The following is an 18,273-nucleotide window of genomic DNA, read 5'->3' on the forward strand; positions in this document are numbered from 1 at the left end:
TCGTTTCGCATGCATCAACCTCCAAAAAAATGAAACACCTGCCGTGGGTATCCGACCCCCGGTGGCTTGTCGAAACCGCCAAGCCATGAGGGCACTGTAGAAAGGGGATCGGGTTGGCGAGATGACGCCGGAATGACAAAAAAGTCAGGTTCATGGCGGGTCGATGTCCTGCCTCAAAAGAACCACTGCACACTGGCGTGGACCACATCCGGCGGGCGTGCCAGTTCGCTGCCTGGGGCGCCGCCGAAGTATTGCCATCCCAACGTCAGGTCCAGGTCGTCTTGCAGCGAGTAGGTGACGGAAGGGGCCAGGTAATGGCTGCGATCGGCCAGGTTCTGCACGAGATCGGCGTGGAGCTTGAGCCAGGGGGTCAGGGCATAGCTGGCGCGCAGGCCCACATAGCGCCGTGCCAGCGTCTGGCGGCGGCCTGTTGCCAAGGCGCTGAAGTCGTAGGCCATCGGGCTGGTGGCGCCGCTGCTGTCGTGGTACAGCTCGGCGCTGAGTGTCAGGGTGTTGGCAAAAGCGTGGTCGATACCGAGCAGGGTGCGACGAAAGGCTGGACCATGGGGTGGGCGCGTGTGGCTGAACTCGGCGCGCACGCCGGTCGTGCCAACCTGGCTCGCGAGGTCCAGCCCGATCACCTCGTCACCTCGAAACCGGCCGGCCGTCACCGAATAATCGATGCCATGGGTGTTGTTGTGCCATTGCAGGGCGCGGCTGTCCTGGCCGCTTTGCCGGCTGGGCGCATAGACGCCCGACCAACGCGCGACCGGGCCAAAGCGCTGCTCCACCAACACGGCGTCCACACCCGGACGCTCCTCACGCTCCAGCGCCAGCGGACTGATCGGGTTGAGCAAATCGATCGGGCTCCAGAAACGACCGGTGCCCCAGGCGATGCGTTGTCTGCCGATACGCAAGGTGGTGTCGCTCCACTCGCCGCGCAGCTGGGCCCGGTACAAGCGGTGCACACCATGGAGCGAAGCCCGGTCCACGTAGCTGGCCTGGGCCTGCCAGTATTGCGGCACCGGCCCCTCCTTCTGCTGGCTGAACTGCGCGGTGCGCAGGTAGCTGCCCAGCAGGACTTCGTTGTCGTATTGCAGATCGAAACCCAGCGCGGTATTGAGCTGGCCCTTGAGTTCCAGCCGCAAGCGGTTGACATCCAGGGTATAGGGCTCGGCGGCCCAGGTCTTTGAACGCAGCAGCGCATTCTTGTAGTGGCCCGAGACGCGCACGACCGGCGCGTCCTGGGCCGCCACCGGCGCCGCCACCCCCGCCAAAAGGCTCAGCAGCCCGATCACCCGGCACGCTCCGCTACACATGGCGGATCGCCCGCACCGGGTCCAGCCGGGCCGCACGGGCGGCGGGGTACAGCGACACCAGGACGCTGGCCACAAACAACACCAGGCCCGGCGGACCGATGTGGCTGAGCACCAGCTTGGGGTGGACGATGCCGGTGAGCCCCGGGATGGCCGAGTAGCCGCGAAAGAAGCCCGACAGGTCAATGCCCTGGCGCCCAAAGTAGGCCACCAGCAACACGCCCACGCCGTAACCGATGAAGGAAGCGAGCAGCATCAGCGCCAGGGTCTCGTACACCACCATGCGTTGAATCGCGGCGGGCGGTGCGCCCAGCGCCATCATCACGCCAAACTCACGCGTGCGCTCGGCCACCGCCATGAAAACCGTGTTCATGATGGCGATCGCGATCACCAGGAAGGCAATCGCCAGCACGATGTTGCCGATGACGCGGTTCATGCGCACCATCTCCTGCACCTGTGGCAACAGCGTTTGCCAGGGCTCCAAGGTCAGCGAGGGGTTGGCGAGCCGTTGGCGCAAAGCCGGCAGACTGGCGTCCAGCGTGGCGCGGTCACGCAATCGCAGATTGATGGTGGACACCCTGGAGTCCAGGGCCAGCAGCGACTGCGCCGCCGGCAGCGTGACAAAAGCCATCGCGCTGTCGAAGGAACCGCTCTCGGTGGCGAAGATTCCGGCAACACGCAAAGCGCTGGTGCCGAGTTCGCCATTGGCGGCTTGCGCCATCACCACCACCTTTTCCCCCAGGCGAACACCCAGGCGCTCGGCCAGCTTGCGGCCGATCAGGATGTCGCGGTCCGCGCCACTGCTGAGCGGCTTGCCTTCGACCAGTGTGCGGTGGATGAAGGTGACCTCGCGCTCGACCTCGGGCACGATGCCCACCAACAGGATGCCTTCGGACTTGGCCGCGCTGCTGGCCAGTGCCTGCGCCTGCACCCTCGGTGCCGCCGCCGCCACCTCGGGCGCCGCGCGCAGCTGTTGCAGCAGCGCCTGCGCGCCGTCAAACGCCAACTCGGGCGCGTAGTCCTGCCGAAAACCACGGGGCTCCATCTGCACGTGGCCGGTGACATAGCGGGTGGAGTTCTCGATCAACTCCTCGCCAAACCCGTCGAAGTAGCTGAACAGAAAAACGAAGGCGACGATGCCAAACGCCGTGCCGCCGGCGGTGATGGCGGTGCGCCGGCGGTTGCGCAGGATGTTGCGCGCGGCGATCAACAGAAACACCGGCCAGCCCCGCCCCGGTGCGCCGCCACGCGGTGCCCTCGCAGAGCGTGACCCCGTGAGCCCCCGGATGGCGGCCACTGGCTCCAGCCGCGCCGCCTTTGCCGCCGGATACAGCGCGGCGATACACGCCGTGGCGAACACCAGCAGCGAGACCATGGCGCTGCGTTCCCAGCGGATCACCGGGAAGATCACATCCTCCAGCCCCGGCATGGTGCGCAGGGCCGCGCCAAAGGCACCCAGGTTGATACCCACGCGGGCAAACAGCGCCGTGACGGACAAACCCAGCAGGTTGCCCACCAGCAGACCGAGCGCGCCCAGCAACAGGGCTTCGAGCAACACCAGCCCGAGCAAGCGGGCGCGGCTGGTGCCCAGCGCCAACATGATGCCGAACTCACGCGTGCGTTCCAGCACCGCCATCAGAATCGGGTTGGCCACCGCCGCCGCCACGATGCCGAAAAACACCACCAGTACCACCCAGGCCATGACCTCGTGGAAGCGCGCGCTGACCGCCACCAGGGGCAGCAGTTGCGGCCAGGCCAGTGCCTCGTAGCCCACACCCAGACGCTGGGACAGACGCGCCTGGGTTGCGTCGATCCGCCCTCGCTCGCGCAGCCGCAGCGCGATGGCGCTGGCACCGGTCGGCGCGGCGAAGAACTCGCGCACCGCCTCCAGGGGCATCACCGCCACCCGGTCATCCAGCTCGTCGATGCGGGTGCGAAACACGCCGCGCACCGGAAAGCGTCCGCTGGCCACCGAGCCGTCATAGGCCTGCCCGATCAGCAGCAAATCGTCGCCCACCGCCAGGCCCAGGGCCTGCGCGAACTGCTCGCCGATCAAGACGCCGCGCTGGTCGTCCTGCAAGGCCCGACCACTGACAACCGCGCTGAACAACACGCTCACAAGCGCCTCCTCGCGCGGCTGCACCCCCACCAACACGATGCCGCGCGACTTGTCCCCGCGGCTGGCCAGGGCTTTTCCCTCCAGGCGAATGGCAGCGGCTTCCACGTTGGGGTCGGCGCGCACCGCCGCCAGAACAGGCGCGACTTGCTCCATGGTCAGGTCGAGCGTGGGGTCGGCGTGGTAGCCGCGCTGGTGCACCTGCATGTCGCCCGTCAGGAAGCGCGTGCTGTTTTGAATCATCTGCTGGTTCATGCCATCGATGAAGGCCCAGATGAAGGTGAGCGCCGCCAGCCCGGTGGCGATCGACAACACCGTGATCGCCGAACGCCGCCGGTTGCGCAGCACGTTGCACCAGGCGAGTTTGCCGAGCATCATGGCCGGCCTGCCTGCGCCGTGGGCTTGCGCTCATCCGACTCAACCCGCCCGTCGCGCATCCGGATCACCCGCCGTGCACGCTCCACCACCATCGGGTCGTGGGTGGAGAAGACAAAGGTCACGCCCTTCTCTTCATTCAAGCGCAGCATCAGGTCCATCAGCGCGGCGCCGGCTTTGGAGTCCAGGTTGGCGGTGGGCTCATCGGGCAGCACGATCACGGGTTCGGCGGCAATCGCCCGCGCCACCGCGACGCGCTGCTGCTGCCCACCCGAGAGCTCGGCCGGGCGCCGATGCTCCAGACCCCGCAGGCCCAGTTCCTGCAGCATGTCCATGGCGCGGGCACGGCGCTGCGCCTCGGGAACGCCCTGCAGCAACATCACGAACTCGACGTTCTCCAGCGCCGACAACACCGGAATCAGGTTGAACTCCTGAAACACGAAGCCAATCTGGCGCAGGCGCATCTGCGACAGTTCGGCCTTGCTCATGCGGCCGGTTTCGACGCCTGCGATCCAGATGCGCCCCGTCGTGGGCGAATCCAGTCCGCCCATCACGTTCAGCAAGGTGGTCTTGCCCGAGCCCGAAGGGCCCACCAGCACGGCAAAGTCGCCACGAGAAATCGCCAGATCGACACCATCGAGCGCACGCACCGCCATACCGTCTTGCTGGTACACACGCGTGACCCGTTCCAGTCGCACCACCAGCTCGGCTGAAGGAGCCCCGGCACGATCCGCCGCCACGCTGAGCGGCGGAGGGAAGGTCGGGCTCAGGCGCGCGCTCATGGATTCTGCAAATGGCTTTGGGTGAAAACCGCCTCGTCCACGGGGCGGTCGAAAACCGCTTCCTTCAGCAGCACGGTGGTGATGTTGCCGGGTTTGGCCAGCGGTCGCATCTCCCAGCGCGTAGGCAGGGTGCGCCCGCCCAGCTGGCGCACTTCGGAAAAGCTCAGTACCCGCACCAATTCCCCGCGCTCGCTGAAGTACGCCTGCTTCAAGGGCATGAAGTCGCCCTTGCGCACCGAGTACAGCACCCGACCCCAGACCACGGCCGCTTCGGGCTTGGGCGTGGCTTCGACCTGGTAAGCGTCCTGGCCGTCCACGGTCGAGGTGCCGAGTACCTTGTGGGTGTAGTCCTCCAGAACGCTGCTCTCCTTGACCAGATCGTCGTTGGTGAAGTCCGAGCCCATCCAGGGCTGCAACATCATCGACGGTGGAATCTTGACCACCCGTTCCACGTTGGGCAGGTAGTTCCACATGTCGGTGCCGATGCGCAACGAACCGATGCCGGCCTCCTTGGCCGGCGACAAGATGCGCACAAAGGAGCGCCGGGGCCGCTCGATCCAGACCCGCAACGCGAGCGTGCGCTGCCAGCGTGGCGTGGTGATGGTCATCTGGTACTGGCCCTGCACGGTGCTGCCCCACAGCAGGTGCTCGACCCGCTCGATGATGTCGCGCCCATCCGGCTCCTGCGCGTGCGCAGCCGGCATGGCGTCCCAGGCCAGGGCGGCGAGGGTCGCCTGCAGCAGGACCCCGCAGGCGCGGCGTTTGCCGGCTTGCACCGCCTTGCCGGTGTTGGGTGACGCGGCGCAATCAATCGGCATGGTGACGACCTTTCGTGCGCAGCATCCAGAGGCTATTTGAGCGCCGTTCCCCGCAGACGCAGCGCATTGCCGATCACCGACACCGAGCTCAGGCTCATGGCCAGCGCGGCGATCAATGGCGACAGCAGCCAGCCGGTGAGCGGATACAGCACGCCGGCCGCAACCGGGATGCCCAGCGCGTTGTAGAAGAAGGCAAACACCAGGTTCTGCTTCATGTTGCCCACGGTCGCTTCCGACAGCGCCCGCGCAATCGCGATCCCGCGCAGATCGCCCTTGACCAGCGTGACCTGCGCGCTGTTCATCGCCACATCGGTCCCGGTGCCCATGGCCACGCCGACGTCGGCCTTGGCCAGCGCTGGCGCGTCGTTGATGCCGTCGCCGGCCATGGCCACCACGCGCCCTTCCTTCTGCAACCGTTCCACCAGCAGCAGCTTGTCGGCCGGCTTGACCTCGCCATGCACCTCGTCGATGCCCAGGCGGGCCGCCACCGCCCGGGCCGTGGTCAGGCCGTCACCGGTGGCCATCACGATGCGCAGCCCGGAGGCCTTGAGCGTGGCCAACGCTTCCGGCGTGCTGGCCTTGACCGGATCGGACACCGCCAGCAGGCCCACCAGCTGGCCATCGACCGCCAGGTGCATCACGCTGGCACCTTCTGCGCGCAGGGCCTCGGCCTGCGGCACCAGGGCGGCCACCGAGACACCGGCCTGTTCCATCAGCGTGGTGTTGCCCAGCGCCAGCTGGCGCCCGGCCACCTGCCCCCGCACGCCGATGCCCGAGCCGGATTCGAAGTTCTCGGGCTTGTCCAGCGCCATGCCGCGCTCCCGCGCGGCGCGCACGATGGTCTCGGCCAGCGGGTGTTCGCTGCCCTGGTCCAGGCTGGCGGCCAGGCGCAGCACTTCGTCGGCGTCAAAACCGGGCGCGGGAACGGCGCGCTCGAAGGTCGGACGGCCTTCGGTGAGCGTCCCAGTCTTGTCGATGATGAGGGTGTCGATCTTGCGCATGTTCTCGATGGCTGCCGCGTCCCGGAACAGCACACCCTGCGTGGCGCCGCGGCCGGTGGCGACCATGATGGACATGGGTGTGGCCAGGCCCAGCGCGCAGGGGCAAGCAATGATCAGCACCGCCACCGCGTTGATCAGGCCGAACACCCAGCGCGGTTCGGGGCCGAACAGGCCCCAGCCAAAGAAGGTCAGAAGCGCAATGCCCACCACCGTGACGACGAAGTAGCCCGCGACCACGTCGGCCATGCGCTGCATGGGCGCGCGGGAGCGCTGTGCCTGCGCCACCATCTGCACGATCTGCGACAGCACGGTGGACGCGCCGACGCGCTCCGAACGCATCACCAGCGCGCCGCTGGTGTTGAGCGTGGCGCCGATCACCTTGTCGCCCACGCGTTTGGCCACCGGCATCGGCTCGCCCGTGAGCATGGATTCGTCGACCGAACTGCCGCCTTCCGTGACCTCGCCGTCCACCGGGACTTTTTCGCCGGGGCGCACGCGCAGCAGGTCGCCCACATGCACATGGGTCAGCGGCACGTCCTCTTCGGTGCCGTCCGACCGGATGCGCCGGGCGGTCTTGGGCGCCAGGCCCAGCAACGACTTGATGGCCGCCGAGGTCTGCGAGCGGGCCTTGAGTTCGAGCACCTGCCCCAACAGCGTGAGCGAGATGATGACGGCGGCGGCCTCGAAGTACACGGCGACGCGGCCCATGGAGATGAAAGAGTCCGGGAACACCTGGGGCGCGACCGTGGCGACCACGCTGTAGACGAAGGCCGCCCCCGTGCCCAGACCGATCAAGGTCCACATGTTGGGGCTGCGGTTCACCACGGACTGCCAGCCGCGCGAGAAGAACGGCCAGCCGGCCCACAGCACGATGGGGATCGACAGCAGAAGCTCGATCCAGGTCTGGGTTGTGGACTCGAACCACTGCAACTGGTGGCCGAACATGGCCAGCACGGTGACGACCACGGTGAGCGGCAAGGTCCACCAGAAGCGGTGCTGGAAATCGCGCAACTCGGGGTTGTCATCGTCGTCGAGTTCGGGCAGCAGGGGCTCCAGCGTCATGCCGCACTTGGGACAGCTGCCGGGATGGTCCTGGCGAATCTCCGGATGCATGGGGCAGGTGTAGACCGTGCCGGCCGCCGCTGGAGGCGTCTCTACCGGGGGCTCGGGCGCGAGGTATTGCCGCGGGTTCGCCGCGAACTTGCCCTGGCACTTGGCGCTGCAGAAGTAATAGGGCCGACCTTCGTGCGTCAGCGTGTGAGCGGACTGCGCCGTGACGGTCATGCCGCACACGGGGTCCTTCAGATCCGTTGGAGCGGCCGAAGGGGACGGTGCACCGCTGCCGTGGTGGTGGTGTTCGTTCATGTTCATGAGCCTATTCCCTGTTGTTGTCGGTGCGCTCCGGCGGCCGCCGGTGCCCGCCATGGCCTCCATGGCCATGGCCGTGCATCAGGTGCATCAGCGGACAGGCGAGCAACAGCAGGTAGGGCCAGTAACCCAGGACATGGCCCCAGTGCTCACGCAGCAGGAAAAAGCCGGCGATCAAGGCCACCGTTGCCAGCGCCATGCCGGCCGGGCGGCGCCAGAACGATGGCGTCTGGGCGCCGTTGTCAGGCTGATTCATGGAACCCCCTTTCAGAAGCAAAAGACCATTTCTCCTGGATCCAACCCCTGAACGAACGAAACGCTTGCTGCCTGCAAGAACCCAGGTCACTTCTTTGGCTCAGCGTCGGCCGTCGACCGTGCCTTGCCCAAGCGAGGGATGAACCGAGGTATGGACTGGGCGTATGCATCGTACGTCTCCCCGAACTGCTTGTGCATTTCCTGCTCTTCGGTGATGGCGAGGTGCCTGTACATCACAAGCAAGACAGGGAACATGAGCAGGGTCAGCAACGTGGGCCACTGCAGCAGGAAACCCAGCAGGATCAGCACGAAGGCCAGGTACTGCGGATGCCGGACGCGGGCGTATGGCCCGGTGGTCGCCAGCGAGTGCTGGCGCTGTGCGTGGTACAGCACATGCCACGCGCTCGACAGCAAGTAGAAGCCATATCCTAGAAAGACATAGCTGGCGATATGCAGTACACCGAAATGGGGATCGCCTGTTTCGCCCAGCAAGGTGGACCACAGGTGGCCGCTGTCATGGGTCAACAGGTCAAGACCCGGGAACCGGGTTGCCAGCCATCCCGACATCAGGTAGATGGTCAGCGGGAAGCCGTACATCTCGACAAACAGGGCCACGATGAAAGCGGCAAAGGCGCCAAAGCTGCGCCAGTCGCGCGCGGTGGCCGGCTTGAAGAAGCTGAAGGCGAACAGGATGAAAACGGCCGAGTTGAGGACCACCAGGGACCACAGGCCATAGGCCGTTTCGCTGGGATTCATGATCGATCTCCCGGGTTCGTCTGGTCTATCTCATCGGCCCCGGTCCGCGGTTGCTCAGGACTTCCGTGATGACCATGGGTGCCATGGCCGCGGTGCATGAACAGATGCATCAACGGACAGGCCAGGACCAGCAGATACGGCAGGACGCCGAAGAGGTGGGCCCGGTGCTCGGTCAGCAGAAAGAACGCCGCCACCGCGCCCAGCACCAGCCAACCGACGCCAAAACGCGTTCGCCACAGGCTTCTGGGTCCGTGCGTCTGGGGCGATGCAGCGTGTTTCATATCTTTACCGTATACCGCAGCATCATCCCCGCTTCGGCGTGTTCCAGCGAGTGGCAGTGAAAAACGTAGTCCTGGTCACCTGCGTGCGGGTGGGTGAAGTCGATGGCGATGCGCACCGATTCGCCGGGCCACACGTGCACGGTGTCCACCACGCCCTGGTCGTGCGGCAGCAGGCCCCGGGCGCCGGCCAGTTCGCGCACCAGCGCGGGGCTGCCCAGGCGCTCGATCACGCGAAATGAAAAGCCATGGATGTGCATGGGGTGGGGCATGCTGCGTTCGGCGTTTTCGATCAGCCAGGTCTCGCGGGCACCGCGCTGTACGCTCAGCGCCGCCACCTTCGGGTCGAAGAGCCCGCCGTTGATCGTCCAGTTGCCCTGGCCGTTGTGGCCGAGCCGCAGGCGGCGCGGCGGGTTCGGGGACGTGATCGCAGCGGGCAGGCTGGACAGCACCGTGGGCATGCGGCGCTCGTATGGGGCCGAAGGTTTCAGGTCGATGCGCATCAGCGCACGCGCGTCGCCCTCCATCGCCATCGGGGTGGACGGCTCCGCCGTGGGCGCCGCGCCGTGCTGGCTGTGGTCCATGCCAGCCATGGCAGGGCCTGCTGCTTGGCCCATGTCGTGGCCGCCCTCGGCATGCATGGGGTCGAAGGCGAGCGAGGCCAGCGTCACCGGCCGGCCGGGATCGGCTTCGCGCAGGTCCACCAGCACGTCCAGCCGCTGGCCGGGGGAAATGAAGGTCTGGTCGATGCGCAGCGGCTGGGCCAGCAGGCCACCGTCGGTGCCCGCCAGGAAGAAGCCCAGGCGGTGCCCGCCCTGCACGAACGCGAGCCGGTAGCTGCGCGCGTTGCAGCCGTTGAGGATGCGAAAGCGCACGATGCGGCGCCCGGCCTGGATGAACGGTCGCTCGGTCAGATTGACCAGCAGACGGTCGCCCACCCAGCCCCCGAAGGACTGGGCCGCGGTCGGCGCATAGCGCAGCCGGCCCTGTGCGTCGAACTCGCGGTCCTGCAGCACCAGGGGGATTTCGCTGTCGCCCAGGACCAGGTCCAGCTCCTTGCGCAGCGCGGCTTCTTCGTCGTCTTCGACGAACAGCAGGCTGGCCAGCCCGTGGTAGGCCTGCTGCGGGATGTAACCGTGCGCATGCGGGTGGTACCAGTACATGGACGCGCGGTCGCGCAGGGCAAAGGCGTAGTCCATGCGGCCCCCGGGGGGCACCACGTTGAGACCGTTGCCGTCGTTGCGCGAATCCACGCTCAGGCCGTGCCAGTGGATGACGGTGGGCTGATCGATGTCGTTGATCAGCCGCACACGCATCTCGTCGCCCCGGCGGGCCAACAGAGCGGGGTTCAGGAAGGTCTTGCCGCCCGACTCCACCGCATAGGCCAGGATGGGGGTGCGCCGGCCGGGCAGCACCTCGATGGCGCTGCGCACTACATGCACCTCCCGGAATTCGGACGCGGGCAGCACGCCATAGAGGCCGCTGCCGCCGGGCAGCCGCAGCGGGTTGGCGAAGCCCGCCGCTTCTTTTTCAATGCCGGTGATGGCTGCGGCCGTGGTATCGGAGACACCGGGGGTGGCGGCCAGAACCCCCGGCACGGACCCGGCCGCGCCCAGCGCGCCCAGGCTGCCGAGGAAGTGGCGTCGCGTGACCGTGGGCATCCACTGGAACATACCGATTTCCTTTCATGACAGAACCCAGGCAAAAGCGCCTGGAGCCGGTCTGGCGGGCATCGGACCCTTGGTGGGCTGCCGGAACCGCCAAGCCATGGGGACACTGTAGAAAGGGGATCGGGTTGGCGAGATGACGCCGGGATGACAAAAAAGTCAGATTCAGCGCCGGGCTTCCCGGGCCCGCCGCGTGCTCGCGGCCTCAGGCCGCATTGTGGAGCCTACGCGCCGTAGGCCGCCATAAAGACCCGTACGGCCTCGCGCAGAAGAGCCCTGTTTTCCCGGGAATCCGGCATCTCGAGCTTCAGCAGTCCGCGGAAGTGCCCGGAGCCCAGGAACATCGACAGGAACAGGTCCGCTGCCTGAAGCGGGTTCCGCACCTTCAGCGTGCCCGCCGCGTGAGCACGGCGCAGGTATGCAGCCAGCTCGCCGTTCGCACGCTCCGGGCCTTCCTTGTAGAACGCACGGCAGACTTCCGGCTGCGCCCCCGCGACGCCGTAGACAGAGCGCAACGCGCCCAGGGCGTCGTCCCCGCGCGTCAGTGCAAGAAACCGGGCCCCGATCGCCAGCAGCGCCTTCTCCGGCTGGCCTGGGTCCAGCGCCTCGGCGCCCGGGCCGTCAGCCACCACCGCCACCGTCCTGTCGCGCACGAACGCCTGGAACAGCCCCTCCTTGGAGCCGAAATTGCTGTACACGGTCATCTTGGACACGCCGGCGTCCGCGGCTATGGCATCCACGCTGGCACGCTCCAGGCCATGCTCGTTGAAGTGCCTTTGCGCCGCTTCCAGGATGCGCCGCACGCGCTCAGGATCGCGTGGCCGGCCGCGTTGGGGCTTGGGAGCGGGAGCTGGGGGGTGGGTCATGGGCATATTTAGTGGACTTGACAGTTCACTATAGCTCGTGCACATTAATGTACTTAAAAGTCCAGTAACTGGACCGACCCCCTCCATCCACCACACGGAGCCCATCACCATGAATGACGTCATCATCATCGGCGGCAGCTTTGCCGGCCTCGCCGCCGCCCTGCAGCTCGGCCGTGCCCGCCGCAAGGTCACTGTTCTCGATACCGGCCTGCCGCGCAATCGCTTCGCTGGCCACTCGCACGGCCTGCTCGGCCACGATCACAAGCCACCCCTGCACATCCTGGCCGAGGCGCGGCAGCAGCTGGAGCGTTATCCCACGGTCAAGCTGGTCAATGCCCGGGCCGACAGCGTTTCTGGCGCCATCGACCACTTCTCCGTCCTCACTGGCGATGGCGAAAGCCTTGGGGCGCGCCGCCTGATCCTGAGCTATGGCGTCGCCGACCAGATGCCCAACGTTCCAGGCTTTTCCGAAAGCTGGGGCACGTCCATCGTGCCCTGCCCCTACTGCGACGGCTTTGAAGTCGCCGGCCAGCATTGGGGCGTCGTCTGGTCCGGCCCGCAATCTCACAATCAGGTCAGGCTGTTCCTCGATTGGACCGACAAGCTGACCGTCTTCGCCGATGGTCACGACATTGCGCCCGAGATCCAGGCCGATCTGGCGCGCCGCAACATCCCTGTCGTCGATGGCCGGATCGTTGAGATCGCCCATCACAAGGGCCGTATCACCACCGTCAATCTCGATACCCGCCGCCATATCGCGGTCGACATCCTGTTCGCCCAGCCGCGCAACAAGCCGTCCGCAAGCCTGCACGAATCTCTGGGCCTCGCCACGGCCGATACGCCCAGCGGCATCGTCCTCAAGGTCGACGAGCGCCGCCAGACCAGCATGCCCGGCATCTACGCCGCCGGCGACCTCACCACGACCTTCTTGCCCTCGGTCACCCAGGCATCGTCGCAGGGCGCGATGGCGGGCATCTTCGCCCAGCAATCGATGTTGGCTTGAGAAGACACACATGGAGTTCGAACACGTCACCTTCGACCTGCCGCACGGCACCTTTCACGCGTTGCAGGGGGGTGACCCCGATGGGCAACCGACCATCGTCTTGCACGGTTTCCCGGACCATCCCCCGACCGCGAAGCCCTTCCTTGCCGAACTCGGCCGCCGTGGACGTCACGTCGTCGCACCCTGGCTTCGCGGTTACGCGCCGTCCCCGACTGCGGGGCCGTTCGACTTCGCTGCCCTCACCAGCGACGTGATCGCCCTGATCGACCGCTGGTCTCCGGGTCGGCCCGTGGAGTTGATTGGCCATGACTGGGGCGCCCTGGTCACCTACGATACCTGCGTCACCGCGCCGGAGCGGATCGAACGCGCGGTCACGCTCGCTATCCCCCATCCACTCACGTTCATGCGCCAGCTTGCGCGCCCCGCGCAGCTAAGCCGGAGCTGGTACATGGGACTCTTTCAACTGCCGGGAAGCGGCTGGATGGCCACCGCCCGCGATCTCGCCCTCATCGACCACCTCTGGCGTCAGTGGTCGCCCGGCCTCTCGCTAGCTCCTGCTCTCCAGGCAGAGCTGCACGAGCACCTGCGGGCGAGCATGCCCGCGCCTCTGAAGTACTACCGGGCGATGCTGCGCCCCGGCATGCTTGGAGCGACGCGCCGCCTGTCTCGGCCGATCGCGGTGCCCCTGCTGCAGCTCCACGGTGCCGACGACGGCTGCATCCTCCCCCAGCAGGTCGACGACCGACATCGGTTCGCCGCTCCGCACGCGCTGGAAGTCATCCCCGGGGTCGGTCACTTCCTGCACATCGAGGCCCCCGAGGCGATCGCGAAACGGATCGCGGCATGGGCCGAGTAGCGTCATTTCCCCCTGCCTCGATAAAAGGGTAGCTAGTTAAGAACGAATCAGAACAAGGAGATAGCATGCCCGAGCAAAATGCCTATCAGGTCGCCGACTGGAATGGCCAAAGCGGAGAGCGCTGGGTCGCCAACCAGGCCCGGCTCGACGCCATGGTGGCGGTGTTCGGCCAGGCCGCGATCGAAGCCGTCGCGCCCGCGACGGGCGAGCGCGTGCTGGACGTCGGCTGCGGCGCGGGCGCGTCGAGTCTGGCTCTGGCCGCCCGCGTTGGCCCGGGGGGCCAAGTGCTGGGAGTGGACATATCCGAAGCGCTGATCGACCGAGCGCGCGCGCTTGCGCCACAGGATACGCCGGCCCTGTTCCGGGTGGCCGACGCCAGCAGCGCCGAGCTGCCCGAGGGCGCGTTCGACATCCTGTTTTCGCGTTTCGGGGTGATGTTCTTCGACGATCCGACAGGGGCGTTCGCTCACTTGCGACGCGCGCTGCGGCCGGGCGGGCGGGTCGCTTTCGTCTGCTGGCGCGGCGTGGCCGAGAACGATTGGGTGCGCCTGCCGATTGGCGCGCTCAAGAACATCGTCCCGTTGACCGCGCTGCCCGATCCCGAAGCGCCCGGCCCATTTTCGTTCGGCGACCGGAGACGAGTGGCGCGCATCCTGACGGCAGCCGGCTTCACCGATATCGCTATCGCGCCCTTCGATGCTTCCGTCCCGTTCGGCGAGGGCGGGACGCGGGACGCTGCGATCGACGACGCGGTGAAGATGGCGCTCGAGGTCGGCCCACTGTCGCGCGCGCTCGCTGATCAGCCCGACGACATCCGCGCCCGCGCCTCGGCCGCGGTTCGTGCCGTCTTCGCGGGCCTCCCCGGCGAGCGTTCGGTGATGATCGACGGCGCAGCGTGGATCGTCATGGCACGCAATCCGATCAGACCTGCCTCCTTACACAACTGATCCTCGTCACTCCACATCCTCTACACAAAGGAACTGCCATGTCGAATTCCAAAGTTGTCCTCGTCACCGGCGTGTCGTCAGGCATCGGGTGCGCCGCCGCCACAAAGTTTGCCGAACAAGGCTGCCGGGTCTTCGGCACCGTGCGCAACACGGCAAAGGCCCAAGCCATACCTGGCGTCACGCTCATTGAGATGGATATCCGCGACGATGTTTCCGTTGATCGAGGCATTCAGGCCATCATCGCGCAGGCCAAGCGCATCGATGTGCTGGTCAACAATGCGGGTGTGACCCTGCTGGGCGCGACTGAAGAAACCTCGATTGCCGAAGCCCAGACGCTGTTCGAAACCAACCTTTTCGGCCTCTTGCGCGTGATCAAGGCCGTGCTGCCGCACATGCGTCAGCAGCGTTCCGGTCGCATCGTCAATGTCAGCTCGGTGGTTGGCTTTCTATGTTCGCCGTACATGGCCTTGTATGCGGCCTCCAAATACGCTGTTGAAGGGCTGTCCGAGTCACTGGATCATGAAGTCCGCCAATTCGGCATCCGCGTGTCGCTGGTCGAGCCCTCCTTCACCAAAACCAACCTTGATCTCAACGCGCCCCAGACCGCTGCCAGAATCCCGGACTACAGCAAAGAGCTTGCCATCGTCGCCAAAGCCTTCCAGAACAACGTGCAAAAGGCGCCCACGCCTGAAGGCGTTGTGGCGACGATGGTCAGCGCGGCACTTGGTCCGTGGAAGATGCGCCACACGCCCAAGGGGGAAGCGTCCCTTCTGGCCAAGTTGCGCCGCTTCATGCCCGCTGGCCCGGTCGAAAAGGGCCTGCGCAAGACGTTCGGACTGGGCTGAAATCACAGCTGTGTTCACGGCCGGGTGCTAGACCTCATGGAGTGATATGAGCGTGCTTGAACTGAAGGTTCCTCCCCCCATCGTGACGCTTGTCCTGGCGCTCCTGATGTGGCTGACGCCCGCCGTCGCGGGCCTTGTGCAGATTCCCTACCTGGCCCGCGTGCTCTGCGCCATCGTTCTGGTGAGCGTCGGCCAAGGCATCGCCATTGCCGGAATGGTTGCGTTTCGGCGCGCCAAGACCACCGTGAACCCGGTCAAGGCAAGCTTGGCATCCTCGTTGGTCGTCCAAGGCGTGTACCGGTACACGCGCAACCCCATGTATGTCGGGCTCTTGCTGACCCTGTTGGCGTGGGCCGTGTTTCTGGCGAATCCGGTCGCTGTCCTATGGGTTGTCTTGTTCGTGCTTTACATCACTCGGTTCCAGATCATTCCGGAAGAACGTGTGTTGGTGTCTCTATTCGGGGCAGAGTACGAGGCTTACAAGGGGAGGGTACGCAGATGGGTATGAGGCCTAAGGAAGGTCTGGACCTGAGCCGACTCGGAAACGGCTGAAAAGCCGGTGCGGAAATGAAGTCGCGAAAAAGTCGCGCAGGGCGGGTGGTGGCGCGGCTAGGCCCCACCATAGCGCCCAGGCCGCTGCCAGCCCCGCCAACGCCGGGCCGGTGGCGACCAGGAAAACCCACCGGGGTCGGGTGGTCACTTCGCGGGCTGTATGTCGGTCACCACCATCCGACCGTTCTCGTTGGCGGCCATGAACCGGATCTTGGCGCCGACCGACACCGTGTCCAGCAAGGCCTTGTCCTTGACCACGAAGACCATGGTCATGCCGGGCATTTCCATGTGCTTGATCTCACCGTGCTTGATGGTGATCTTGCCGGCGTCCTTGTCGATTTTCTTGACTTCGCCGTCGGTCAAGGCGGGCATGGCGGCCACGCCCGCTTTGCCGGGGTCCGAGGTCGTTTGGGCGAACGCCGGGCCCACCGCCCAGAACGAGAGGGCGACGGCCAGGGTGGCCAATGCGGCAGGGAGGGTCTTCATGGGGAGTTCCTTTTGTGAATGAACGCGGGGAAGGGGCGAGCCGACGCTGACCCGTGTCATTTCGCCGCCACCTTGACCTGGCCCTTCATGCCGGCGTCGAAGTGCCCGACGTGCAGGCAGGCGAAGTCCACGGCGCCGGCTTTGGTGAATGTCCAGATCACTTCGCCCTGCTGGCCGGGCGCCAGCGAAATCTTGTTGGGTTCGTCGTGTTCCATGTCGGGGAATTTCTTCATCACCTCGTAGTGCTCCAGCAGCTCCTGTTGGGTGCCCAGGCTGAACTCGTGCTTGACGACGTCGGTGTTCTTCAAAACGAAGCGGATCGTCTCGCCCTTTTTGACCGGAATGTCCGCCGGCTTGAAGCGCATCCCGGAAGCCATGTCCACCTGGATCGTGCGATTGACCTGGGAAGCCACGCCGGGTTTCCCGATCGGGGAGTCGTGGTGCCCACCGGCGTGGTTGCCGCCCGCCAGGGCGGCCGTGGTGGCCAACAGGACGCCGGAGAAAAACAGCGCGGAGCGGGAGGGCAGGAAGGATCGTGCAAAGCTCATGTGGGTTCTTTCAGGGGAGGGGTAGGAAGGGGAACGGAAAACTGAGATCTCAATGCTGCATGCTGTTGCTCGTGGGCTTGATCGCCTTGGCGGCGGCCGGCGTGGTGTCGCGGCTGGCGGCGGGGCGCGGTGCTGGAGGGAGTGTGCCGTTCCACTCGTAAGCCACGGTGCCTTCGGGGAACTTGTAAGGCCCGGGGTCTTTGTAGTCGCCGGGCTTCTGGTCCTTGCGCACCTTGAACACCGTGAACATGCCGCCCATCTCCAGTGGGCCGAACTGGCCGGTGCCGGTCATCATGGGCGCCGTGTTGTCGGGGATGGGCATCTGCATCTCGCCCATGTCGGCCATGCCGCGCTCGCCCATCAGCATGTAGTCGGGCGCGACCTTCTGGATCTTGCCGACCAGGCCGCGGTGGTCCACGCCGATCATGGTCGGCACGTCGTGGCCCATGGCGTTCATGGTGTGGTGGCTCTTGTGGCAGTGCATGGCCCAGTCGCCCTCTTCGTCGGCGATCAGCTCGATCTGGCGCATCTGGCCCACGGCCACATCGGTGGTCACCTCGGGCCAGCGCGTGCTGGGCGGCGTCGGGCCGCCGTCGGTGCCCGTGACCAGGAACTCGTGCCCGTGCAGGTGGATCGGGTGGTTGGTCATGGTGAGGTTGCCGATGCGGATGCGCACACGGTCGTTCAGGCGCACGTTCAGGCTGTCGATGGCCGGGAACACGCGGCTGTTCCAGCACCAGATGTTGAAGTCCGTCATGGTGTTGATTTTCGGCGTCTTGCTGCCGGGCTCCACGTCGAAGGCGTTGAGCAGGAAGCAGAAGTCGCGGTCCACGGCGCTGATGTGGGGGTGTTGGGTCTTGGGGTGCGTCACCCACATGCCCATCATGCCCATGGCCATCTGCACCATCTCGTCGGCGTGCGGGTGGTACATGAAGCTGCCGGGGCGGCGCGCCTCGAACTCATAGACGTAGGTCTTGCCCACGGGAATGGCGCGCTGGGTCAGCCCGCCCACGCCGTCCATGCCGCTGGGCAGGCGCTGGCCGTGCCAGTGGATGGTGGTGTGCTCGGGCAGCTTGTTGGTCACGAAGATGCGAACGCGGTCGCCCTCGACCACCTCGATCGTCGGGCCCGGGCTCTGGCCGTTGTAGCCCCACATGTTCACCTTGAAGCCGGGCGACACCTCGCGCACCACCGGCTCGGCCACCAGGTGGAATTCCTTCACACCGTTGTTCATGCGCCAGGGCAGCGTCCAGCCGTTGAGGGTCACCACCGGGTTGTAGGGCCGGCCGGTGGTGGGTACCAGCGGCGGCGCGGTTTCCACCGAGGTCTGGATGACGGGCTCGGGCAGGCCCGCCAGCGCGGAGCGCGCCACCGCCAGGCCGGCCACGGAGGCCGCGGCGCCGGCGAAAAACTGTCGTCTTGGGTTGTTGATGGTCAT

The 18,273-nt window shown here is 66.3% G+C and carries 18 protein-coding genes; 5 read left to right on the forward strand and 13 right to left on the reverse strand.

Annotated features, from left to right (window positions below):
- Window positions 1-173: 173 nt before the first annotated feature.
- From AC07YZ_RS18390 to AC07YZ_RS18435, 10 genes are all read right to left on the reverse strand, one after another.
- Entirely contained in the window at window positions 174-1,298 is a 1,125-nt protein-coding gene (locus AC07YZ_RS18390; protein WP_494795784.1) for a hypothetical protein, read from the reverse strand.
- 13 nt (window positions 1,299-1,311) lie between these two features.
- On the reverse strand, window positions 1,312-3,810 hold the full coding sequence (locus AC07YZ_RS18395) for an ABC transporter permease (RefSeq protein ID WP_494795785.1): 2,499 nt from the start codon (window positions 3,808-3,810) through the stop codon (window positions 1,312-1,314).
- Window positions 3,807-4,463, reverse strand: a complete 657-nt coding sequence (locus tag AC07YZ_RS18400; RefSeq protein ID WP_494795839.1) for an ABC transporter ATP-binding protein — start codon at window positions 4,461-4,463, stop codon at window positions 3,807-3,809. Before AC07YZ_RS18400 ends, AC07YZ_RS18395 begins: the two co-directional genes overlap by 4 nt.
- Window positions 4,464-4,585: 122 nt before the next feature.
- Window positions 4,586-5,407 carry an outer membrane lipoprotein-sorting protein gene (locus AC07YZ_RS18405; RefSeq protein ID WP_494795786.1) on the reverse strand — a complete coding sequence of 274 codons (822 nt, stop codon included), beginning with the start codon at window positions 5,405-5,407 and terminating at the stop codon, window positions 4,586-4,588.
- A gap of 32 nt (window positions 5,408-5,439) precedes the next feature.
- Window positions 5,440-7,779, reverse strand: coding sequence for a heavy metal translocating P-type ATPase (locus AC07YZ_RS18410; RefSeq protein WP_494795787.1), 2,340 nt, complete (start codon window positions 7,777-7,779; stop codon window positions 5,440-5,442).
- 4 nt (window positions 7,780-7,783) lie between these two features.
- On the reverse strand, window positions 7,784-8,032 hold the full coding sequence (locus AC07YZ_RS18415) for a DUF2933 domain-containing protein (RefSeq protein ID WP_494795788.1): 249 nt from the start codon (window positions 8,030-8,032) through the stop codon (window positions 7,784-7,786).
- 86 nt (window positions 8,033-8,118) lie between these two features.
- Window positions 8,119-8,787 carry a methyltransferase family protein gene (locus tag AC07YZ_RS18420; RefSeq protein ID WP_494795789.1) on the reverse strand — a complete coding sequence of 223 codons (669 nt, stop codon included), beginning with the start codon at window positions 8,785-8,787 and terminating at the stop codon, window positions 8,119-8,121.
- Window positions 8,784-9,068, reverse strand: a complete 285-nt coding sequence (locus AC07YZ_RS18425; RefSeq protein WP_494795790.1) for a DUF2933 domain-containing protein — start codon at window positions 9,066-9,068, stop codon at window positions 8,784-8,786. Before AC07YZ_RS18425 ends, AC07YZ_RS18420 begins: the two co-directional genes overlap by 4 nt.
- The gene (locus AC07YZ_RS18430) at window positions 9,065-10,738 is read right to left on the reverse strand and encodes a multicopper oxidase family protein (protein ID WP_494795791.1); all 1,674 of its coding nucleotides are present in this window, start codon (window positions 10,736-10,738) and stop codon (window positions 9,065-9,067) included. Before AC07YZ_RS18430 ends, AC07YZ_RS18425 begins: the two co-directional genes overlap by 4 nt.
- 218 nt (window positions 10,739-10,956) lie before the next feature.
- Window positions 10,957-11,535, reverse strand: coding sequence for a TetR/AcrR family transcriptional regulator (locus tag AC07YZ_RS18435; protein WP_494795792.1), 579 nt, complete (start codon window positions 11,533-11,535; stop codon window positions 10,957-10,959).
- Window positions 11,536-11,707: 172 nt separating this feature from the next.
- Between AC07YZ_RS18435 and AC07YZ_RS18440 the strand changes: the two genes are divergently transcribed.
- The 5 genes from AC07YZ_RS18440 (at window position 11,708) to AC07YZ_RS18460 (ending at window position 15,757) form a co-directional block, all read left to right on the forward strand.
- Window positions 11,708-12,601 carry an NAD(P)/FAD-dependent oxidoreductase gene (locus tag AC07YZ_RS18440; RefSeq protein ID WP_494795793.1) on the forward strand — a complete coding sequence of 298 codons (894 nt, stop codon included), beginning with the start codon at window positions 11,708-11,710 and terminating at the stop codon, window positions 12,599-12,601.
- Between the two features lie 10 nt (window positions 12,602-12,611).
- Window positions 12,612-13,457, forward strand: coding sequence for an alpha/beta fold hydrolase (locus tag AC07YZ_RS18445; RefSeq protein ID WP_494795794.1), 846 nt, complete (start codon window positions 12,612-12,614; stop codon window positions 13,455-13,457).
- Between the two features lie 65 nt (window positions 13,458-13,522).
- A complete protein-coding gene (locus AC07YZ_RS18450) occupies window positions 13,523-14,404 on the forward strand; it encodes a class I SAM-dependent methyltransferase (RefSeq protein WP_494795795.1) in 882 nt (293 codons plus the stop codon).
- A 38-nt stretch (window positions 14,405-14,442) separates the two neighbouring features.
- A complete protein-coding gene (locus AC07YZ_RS18455; protein ID WP_494795796.1) occupies window positions 14,443-15,249 on the forward strand; it encodes an oxidoreductase in 807 nt (268 codons plus the stop codon).
- A 46-nt stretch (window positions 15,250-15,295) separates the two neighbouring features.
- Window positions 15,296-15,757, forward strand: coding sequence for a methyltransferase family protein (locus AC07YZ_RS18460; protein WP_494795797.1), 462 nt, complete (start codon window positions 15,296-15,298; stop codon window positions 15,755-15,757).
- Window positions 15,758-15,945: 188 nt separating this feature from the next.
- On the opposite strand, the gene AC07YZ_RS18465 is transcribed toward AC07YZ_RS18460, so the two are convergent.
- The 3 genes from AC07YZ_RS18465 to AC07YZ_RS18475 are packed head-to-tail and all read right to left on the reverse strand — an operon-like array spanning window position 15,946 to window position 18,273.
- Window positions 15,946-16,287 (reverse strand): copper-binding protein, encoded by a 342-nt coding sequence (locus AC07YZ_RS18465; protein WP_226494467.1) that lies wholly within the window; start codon window positions 16,285-16,287, stop codon window positions 15,946-15,948.
- A 56-nt stretch (window positions 16,288-16,343) separates the two neighbouring features.
- Complete coding sequence (locus tag AC07YZ_RS18470; protein ID WP_226494466.1) at window positions 16,344-16,835, reverse strand: cupredoxin domain-containing protein; 492 nt, start codon at window positions 16,833-16,835, stop codon at window positions 16,344-16,346.
- Window positions 16,836-16,884: 49 nt separating this feature from the next.
- Window positions 16,885-18,273, reverse strand: a complete 1,389-nt coding sequence (locus AC07YZ_RS18475) for a multicopper oxidase family protein (RefSeq protein ID WP_494795798.1) — start codon at window positions 18,271-18,273, stop codon at window positions 16,885-16,887.

Source organism: Hydrogenophaga sp. GW101-3F08, assembly GCF_059424585.1.

What these genes read in the sequence shown, in the direction of transcription:
- AC07YZ_RS18465 (WP_226494467.1), bottom strand. Translation starts at nt 16,287, where the DNA reads ATGAAGACCCTCCCTGCCGCATTGGCCACCCTGGCCGTCGCCCTCTCG.
- AC07YZ_RS18440 (WP_494795793.1), top strand. Translation starts at nt 11,708, where the DNA reads ATGAATGACGTCATCATCATCGGCGGCAGCTTTGCCGGCCTCGCCGCC.
- AC07YZ_RS18475 (WP_494795798.1), bottom strand. Translation starts at nt 18,273, where the DNA reads ATGACCATCAACAACCCAAGACGACAGTTTTTCGCCGGCGCCGCGGCC.
- AC07YZ_RS18470 (WP_226494466.1), bottom strand. Translation starts at nt 16,835, where the DNA reads ATGAGCTTTGCACGATCCTTCCTGCCCTCCCGCTCCGCGCTGTTTTTC.
- AC07YZ_RS18450 (WP_494795795.1), top strand. Translation starts at nt 13,523, where the DNA reads ATGCCCGAGCAAAATGCCTATCAGGTCGCCGACTGGAATGGCCAAAGC.
- AC07YZ_RS18395 (WP_494795785.1), bottom strand. Translation starts at nt 3,810, where the DNA reads ATGATGCTCGGCAAACTCGCCTGGTGCAACGTGCTGCGCAACCGGCGG.
- AC07YZ_RS18415 (WP_494795788.1), bottom strand. Translation starts at nt 8,032, where the DNA reads ATGAATCAGCCTGACAACGGCGCCCAGACGCCATCGTTCTGGCGCCGC.
- AC07YZ_RS18425 (WP_494795790.1), bottom strand. Translation starts at nt 9,068, where the DNA reads ATGAAACACGCTGCATCGCCCCAGACGCACGGACCCAGAAGCCTGTGG.
- AC07YZ_RS18405 (WP_494795786.1), bottom strand. Translation starts at nt 5,407, where the DNA reads ATGCCGATTGATTGCGCCGCGTCACCCAACACCGGCAAGGCGGTGCAA.
- AC07YZ_RS18410 (WP_494795787.1), bottom strand. Translation starts at nt 7,779, where the DNA reads ATGAACATGAACGAACACCACCACCACGGCAGCGGTGCACCGTCCCCT.
- AC07YZ_RS18400 (WP_494795839.1), bottom strand. Translation starts at nt 4,463, where the DNA reads ATGGCGGTGCGTGCGCTCGATGGTGTCGATCTGGCGATTTCTCGTGGC.
- AC07YZ_RS18445 (WP_494795794.1), top strand. Translation starts at nt 12,612, where the DNA reads ATGGAGTTCGAACACGTCACCTTCGACCTGCCGCACGGCACCTTTCAC.
- AC07YZ_RS18430 (WP_494795791.1), bottom strand. Translation starts at nt 10,738, where the DNA reads ATGTTCCAGTGGATGCCCACGGTCACGCGACGCCACTTCCTCGGCAGC.
- AC07YZ_RS18455 (WP_494795796.1), top strand. Translation starts at nt 14,443, where the DNA reads ATGTCGAATTCCAAAGTTGTCCTCGTCACCGGCGTGTCGTCAGGCATC.
- AC07YZ_RS18420 (WP_494795789.1), bottom strand. Translation starts at nt 8,787, where the DNA reads ATGAATCCCAGCGAAACGGCCTATGGCCTGTGGTCCCTGGTGGTCCTC.
- AC07YZ_RS18460 (WP_494795797.1), top strand. Translation starts at nt 15,296, where the DNA reads ATGAGCGTGCTTGAACTGAAGGTTCCTCCCCCCATCGTGACGCTTGTC.